At 64.9% G+C, this 6,665-nt stretch carries 5 protein-coding genes; 1 reads left to right on the top strand and 4 read right to left on the bottom strand.

Annotated features, from left to right (window positions below; all coding sequences use genetic code 11):
* Positions 1 to 227 precede the first annotated feature (227 nt).
* The 3 genes from VMI09_05935 to ilvD form a co-directional block, all read right to left on the bottom strand.
* On the bottom strand, positions 228 to 737 hold the full coding sequence (locus tag VMI09_05935) for a methylamine dehydrogenase light chain (protein ID HTQ24217.1): 510 nt from the start codon (positions 735 to 737) through the stop codon (positions 228 to 230).
* Positions 738 to 776: 39 nt separating this feature from the next.
* Positions 777 to 1,985, bottom strand: coding sequence for an amine dehydrogenase large subunit (locus tag VMI09_05930; GenBank protein ID HTQ24216.1), 1,209 nt, complete (start codon positions 1,983 to 1,985; stop codon positions 777 to 779).
* A 201-nt stretch (positions 1,986 to 2,186) separates the two neighbouring features.
* Positions 2,187 to 3,860: a dihydroxy-acid dehydratase gene (gene ilvD, locus VMI09_05925; protein HTQ24215.1), complete on the bottom strand. Its 1,674-nt coding sequence runs from the start codon at positions 3,858 to 3,860 to the stop codon at positions 2,187 to 2,189.
* A 175-nt stretch (positions 3,861 to 4,035) separates the two neighbouring features.
* Here ilvD and pgm point away from each other — a divergent pair, with 175 nt between their 5' ends.
* Positions 4,036 to 5,691: a phosphoglucomutase (alpha-D-glucose-1,6-bisphosphate-dependent) gene (gene pgm / locus VMI09_05920; protein HTQ24214.1), complete on the top strand. Its 1,656-nt coding sequence runs from the start codon at positions 4,036 to 4,038 to the stop codon at positions 5,689 to 5,691.
* A gap of 15 nt (positions 5,692 to 5,706) precedes the next feature.
* Here pgm and VMI09_05915 read toward each other — a convergent pair whose 3' ends face one another.
* Positions 5,707 to 6,630, bottom strand: coding sequence for an ROK family protein (locus VMI09_05915; GenBank protein ID HTQ24213.1), 924 nt, complete (start codon positions 6,628 to 6,630; stop codon positions 5,707 to 5,709).
* Between the last annotated feature and the right edge of the window lie 35 nt (positions 6,631 to 6,665).

Raw genomic sequence — 6,665 nt, 5'->3', positions numbered from 1 at the left:
TCGTCGGCTCGCGGCTTTGCTCCACGCTTCCTCCAGACCCCATCTCACGATGACGCCTTTGCGCTTCGCTAGTGCTCGACGCGGCCTGCTCGCACAGAGGACTTCCACCTCTTAAGTCACGCGCCATGCTGGGCGCACAATCGACACGGCCCGCGCCGGTCGCGGACCGTGTCTCAAACTGCCAATCGCGCCAGCGCTCGACTTGTCGGGTTGGGCAGGATCTGTCCTTACGATTTGACGCCGAGGTTGACCGCGGTCGTGCAATTGACCGCCCATCCGCTCTTCACCCCGAAGCACCAGAGCACTTCGTTGTCGAGCTGGGTGCGATAAATAGGCAGATCGCCCTTGTCGCCGTGGCAGGCACAGCGGCCGCAATACTCTTTTCCGCAGCAGTCGCGATAGGCGATTATATAGTCCTTGCCGTCGACCGGATGCCTGCACGTGCCGACCCATCCGGTGGGCGACATGATCGATCCCGCAGGGCACTCGGTGATCGATCCGCCGCAGCATCCGCAGAGATTTCCGTCGAAGCCGCAATATCGCCAGTAATCGCAACTTAACTGGTCGCCCGGCTCGTTGGCAGGATCCGCAGCCGCGGCCGAGCGCGCGATGCGCGCGACCGGCAGCAGCGGCAGCGCCATCCCTCCGAGCAGCGCGGTTCCGATCATCCCCAGGAGCCGCCGGCGGGAGGTGCGCGCCGCGAGCTTACGCGCCAGCTGTTCGACCAGGTCGTCCATTTTCGATCCCTCCTGCGATTGCCCGCCGCGCGGCTGGTTCTAAAGCCCGAACATGTTGGCGGGAAAGCCGCCCATCTGATCGATCTTGCCCAGGTATCTGCCGTTTTCCGCAGACAGAATCTGCAGCGACCAGGGCGGTGCCCCGATCTGCAGAATGTCGGTGGCAGTGGCGGCAAAGATAAGCGGTTTGTCATCCGGCGTCACGTAGATCGCGGTCGCGGGCTCGGGCAGCGTCAGCCGCTCAATGCGCTTGCCTTCCTTCGCGTTGAATACCCAGATTTCGGGGCCGGCTTGTTTATGCGTCCACTCACCACCCTGATGCATCAGGACGTACAGCAGGCCATCCGACGCGTGTCCCCACACGGGCTGAGCGCCGCCCGGCCGCCATCCGGCGGCCCGCTCCGCGTCGCTGGTCAGCGACCACGTCGAACCGGGCTTCGGAGGATCGGTTGACATGTCAACCGGATGAACCACTCCATGGTAGGTGACGTAGTAATTGTCGCTCTTGATAATCGCCGGCGCCGCATAGACCGGGTCCTTTTCAGGCTCGAAAAACACCGGGCTCCGCTTGGCGTCGAGCGATTTGCCGCTGTCGTCGAAGTTCACCATCATCAGCGAGCCGTCACCGCAGAGCGACGCGAACTGCCGATTGCCGGTGAGCTGGAACTCCGCGCATCCGGTTATCGGAATCTCGCCGAGCACCTTGGAAGATGCGATATCGATCACGGTTACCGAAGTAGCAGGCGTCATATTGGCGACCAGCAGCAGATGCCCGTCGGAGGTCGCGGCAAGCTGCAGATTGTCGGGGCCGGCGAGCTGGCGCTTGGGCGGGATCACGACTTCGCTCACCGGATCGAGGGTGGCAGTGTCGTAGAAAGTGATGGCGTCGGTGCGGGTGCCGCGCGTGCCGCGCGAGAAGAAGGTGTCGCCGAGAAAGATGCGGCTGTGATCGGGCGACATCGCCGCGGTCGAGATCATCCCGGCGGTCAACATGCCGATGATTTTCCGCGAATCGCCGTCAACCACGTAAACCTGCGACACGATGAAATTGCCGTAGAGCGGAGCGTTGATCAGCACCCAGTGCGGATTTGCAGCCGGCATCTTGAGCACGCCGACGCCCTCGGCGGGCGGCTGGGTGTATGGAAATTGCAGCGTGGGGCTACTTGGAACCTGGGCCATCGCCGGTCCGGCCATCAGCGCAAAGATTGGAGCGAGTCGGAGCAATCGCCGCCGTAAGCCAGTCACCATCCGGTTCCTCCCCCAAGAAGGTCGCCTTATGCTGATTGAGTCGAAGAGATTCGGGCTCTCAATCTATACTGACCGAGCTTCGAGCAAGTCAAGTTTCGCGACTGCGTGCAGCACTCGTCGCCAACGCAGAGGGCGCGGCACATGCAATGCACGGCGCGGCGCCGCCGGCGATATGCCGGCCAAGCGCGCTGCGCGATCTTTTCAGTCCGTCACGGCGCCAAGCGACGCCGACGACACTTGGGCCGCATACTTCGCGAGCACGCCGCGAGTATAGCGCGGCGCGGGCTGCTTCCACGCTGCGCGCCGGCGCGCGATCTCCTCCTCGGGCACGTTGAGCTGCAGCAGGCGCCTGTGCCCGTCGACGGTGATCGAATCACCCTCCTTGATGAGCGCGATCAGGCCACCCACAGCGGCTTCAGGCGCGACGTGACCGACCACCAGGCCATAGGTTCCTCCCGAGAAACGCCCGTCGGTGATCAATCCCACCGAATCGCCGAGTCCGGCGCCGATGAGCGCCGAAGTCGGCGACAGCATCTCGCGCATCCCGGGTCCGCCCTTCGGACCTTCGTAGCGGATCACCAGCACGTCGCCCTTCTTAATCCTGCCCGCTAGAATCGCCTCCAGCGAGTCCTCCTCGCGATCGAAAACCCGCGCCGGGCCGGTTATCTCCGTGTGCTTGATCCCGCTGATTTTCGCCACCGCGCCCTCGGTCGCTAGGTTGCCGCGGAGAATCGCCAGGTGCCCCTCAGGGTACAGCGGATCGTCCCATGGATGGATGACCTTCTGATCCTTGCGCGGCGTCTCGGGAACCTCGGCAAGCGTCTCGGCGATGGTGCGGCCGGTGATTGTCATCTCGCCGCCGTGCAGCAGGCCATGCGCGAGCAGCATCTTCATCACCTGCGGCACGCCGCCGGCGCGATGGAATTCCGTCGTCACGTAGCGACCCGAAGGTTTAAGATCGCACAGCACGCGGGTGCGCTGGCGGATGGCCTCGAAGTCGTCGATGTTCAGAGGAACGTTGGCCGCGTGCGCGATCGCGAGCAGATGAAGCACGGCGTTGGTCGATCCACCGACCGTCATCACCACCGCGATCGCGTTCTCGAACGCTTTGCGGGTCATGATCTGCCGCGGCAGGAGCCCGCGATGCACCGCCTCGACCAGCACTTCGCCCGATCGCGCGGCGCTTTCGGCCTTCTCCGCGTCCTCTGCCGCCATGGTCGAGGAATACGGCAGGCTCATCCCCATCGCCTCGATCGCCGACGACATCGTGTTGGCCGTGTACATCCCGCCGCACGAGCCGGCGCCGGGGCAGGCGTGGCGCTCAACCTCGAGCAGTTCGGCCTCGCCGATCTTGTGCGCGCTGTATTCGCCCACGGCCTCGAAGGCGCTGACGATCGTAAGGTCGCGGCCGTTGAGGTGGCCGGGCTTGATCGTGCCGCCGTAGACGAAGATCGAGGGGATGTTCATGCGCCCGATCGCGATCATCGCGCCCGGCATGTTCTTGTCGCAGCCGCCGATCGCGACCACCCCGTCCATGGACTGGGCGCCGCACGCGGTCTCGATCGAATCCGCTATGACCTCGCGCGAAACCAGCGAGTACTTCATCCCCTCGGTGCCCATCGCGATGCCGTCGCTGACCGTGATCGTGCCGAAGAGCTGCGGCATCGCGCTCGCGCCGCGCACCGCGGCCTCGGCCCGCCGGGTCAGCGTGTCGAGCCCCATGTTGCAGGGCGTGATCGTGCTGTAGCCGTTGGCGATGCCGATGATCGGCTTGTCGAAGTCGCTGTCGCGAAAACCCACCGCCCGCAGCATCGAGCGGTTGGGCGCGCGCTGCACGCCTTCGGTTATCAGTTTGCTGCGCAACTTTTCGGCCATCGGTCTCTCTCCCTTGCACTGAACGGCGGTCGGGCGCCGGACCCCGAAGCAACGGAGTTTATCGCCGATTCGCCGTAAAGGGGAAGCCGCGGGGCGGCTGTGCTCGCCAGGCGCAAGCTCTGTATCATCGATCCGGGATCAGCAACCGCTCGCGGCATTTCAAGAGGAGCAAGTCATGAAAACGAATCCCCTTGCGGGAAGCCCGGCGGAGTCCGCCGTGCTGGTCAACGTGCCGAACCTCATCACGGCCTACTATGCCGAACTCCCCGACCCTGCCGCGCAGGCGGAGCGCGTCGCCTTCGGCACTTCGGGCCATCGCGGGTCTTCATTCAACCGCGCGTTCAACGAGCGGCATATTCTCGCCATCAGCCAGGCCATCTGTCTCTATCGTAAGCAGCAGCGGATAGACGGCCCCTTGTTCCTGGGAATCGACACGCACGCGCTTTCGGTGCCCGCGCTGGCGAGTGGGCTCGAAGTGCTCGCCGCCAACGAAGTCGAGGTGATGCTCGCGAAGGACGATGAATACACCCCGACGCCTGCCGTCTCGCACGCGATTCTCACCCATAATCGCGGGCGCACAGGCGGCCTCGCCGACGGCATCGTGGTCACTCCCTCGCACAATCCGCCCCAGGACGGCGGCTTCAAATACAATCCACCCAACGGCGGCCCGGCCGCGGGCGCGATCACCGGATGGATCGAGGCGCGCGCCAACGAGTTCCTGGAATCCGGCCTCGAGGGCGTAAAGCGAATCCCCTACGAGAGCGCGCTCCACGCCCCGACGACCCACAGGCACGACTACCTCGGAGCTTACGTCAGCGATCTTGGCGACGTGATCGACATGGAAGCGATCCGCGGCTCGAAGTTGAGCCTCGGCGTGGATCCGCTCGGCGGCGCCGGCGTGCATTACTGGGGGCGCCTCGCTGAGCGCTACGGGCTCAACCTGACGGTGGTCAGCGACGCCGTCGATCCCACTTTCCGCTTCATGACGCGCGATTGGGACGGCCAGATCCGGATGGATCCGTCGTCGGCCTTCGCCATGCGCCGGCTTATCGGGCTCAAAGATCGGTTCGAGATCGCGTTCGCCTGCGACACCGACCACGACCGCCACGGCATCGTCACGCGTAGCGCGGGGCTGCTGCCGCCGAATCATTATCTCTCGGCCGCCATCCTCTACCTGTTCCAGCATCGGCCTAGGTGGAACGCATCGGCCGCGGTCGGCAAAACCGTGGTCAGCAGCCAGATGATCGACCGGGTCGCGGGGAAGCTGGGGCGCAAGCTCTACGAGGTGCCCGTCGGCTTCAAGTGGTTTGTGGACGGCCTGGTCGACGGTTCGCTGGCCTTCGGCGGAGAGGAGAGCGCGGGCGCGTCGTTCGTCCGCATGGACGGCAGCGTGTGGACCACCGACAAGGACGGAATCGTGCCGGCGCTGCTGTCGGCGGAGATGACGGCGCGGATGAGCCGGGACCCGGGAGAAATCTATCGCGACCTCGTGCGCGAGTTCGGCGAGCCGCTTTACGATCGCGTCGAGGCGCCCGCCACGCCCGCACAGAAAGAGATGCTGGGGCGGCTTTCGCCCAAACAAGTGCGCTCTGCGAACCTGGCGGGCGAAAAAATCCAGGCGATCCTCACCAACGCGCCTGGCAACGACGCGCCGATCGGCGGCCTCAAGGTGATCGCGGAAAACGGATGGTTTGCGGCGCGCCCCTCCGGTACGGAGGACATCTACAAAATCTACGCGGAAAGCTTCCGCGATGCGGACCATCTGCGCCGCATCGAGGAGGAAGCGCAGGCTATCGTTACCGCGGCGGTGGCGGCGGCGCCTTCGCGGTAAAATCCAACTGCGCGATCAGGCCGGCGCTTCAGGCGCGGCCGCCGGTTGAGGTGTTGCGGGGGCGGGGGCGGCAACGGCAGGCGCCTTGCGCCGATGCTTTACCCGGCGCGTCTTTTTCACGTTTTTGACGCTTGCTCCGGCGGCCGTCTTCTTGACGCCCGCTTTGGCGGCCGCCTTGGCGTCGAGGTCGCCCCAGAGCTTGATTCCGCCGAGCAGCCCATCCTCGTTGCTGATGATTTTCACGCCCTCGGGCGGCTCGAAGCGGATGAACTTGGAATCGCCGCCGCCGAGATAGAGCCGGTCATAGTTGAACGCGATCTTGAGATCCTCGATCGCCTCGCGCAGCCGTTTGTTCCACCATTTTTTGCCCTTCTTCTCGAGCATCCGATGGCCCAGCTCATCCTCGTAGGATTTGCCCTTGTGAAACGGATGATGCCCGAGTTCGAGGTGCAGGCGACTGCCGTTAACGAAAACCACCGATCCCACACCGGTGCCAAGCGTGATCACCAGCTCGATCCCGCGGCCCGAAACGGCGCCGAGCCCCTGCACGTCGGCGTCGTTGGCGACGCGCACCGGCCGCCCGAGCGCGTCGCGCAGCTTCCGCTCGAGCGGGAAATTGTTCCATCCTTTGCCCAGGTTGGGCGCGCTATAGATGACGCCGTCCTTGGTTACGCCCGGAAACCCCACCGAGACGCGATCGAAACCGCCCTCTCCCTTGGCCAGCTTGCCGATGATCGCGATCACCTGGCGCGGAGTTGCGCCGGCGGGCGTCGAGAGGCGCGCGCGATCGGTCAGCGGGCGGCCGCGCTCGTCGAGCAGTTCGGTCTTGATGCCGGTGCCGCCGACATCGACGGCAAGCGTGCGCGGCGGTTTCTTGCCCGCGCCGCGTGCGGCGCGCGACGGTTTACTCGATTTGGACCCTCGCCTGGATTTTTCCATCGCGGATTTTTCCCCGGACGCGATTTTTACACCAT

Source organism: Candidatus Binataceae bacterium, assembly GCA_035500095.1.
Classification (GTDB): domain Bacteria; phylum Desulfobacterota; class Binatia; order Binatales; family Binataceae; genus JAKAVN01.
Note: the sequence above shows the minus strand (reverse complement) of the source record. Positions and strands in the feature narration are given on the sequence as shown.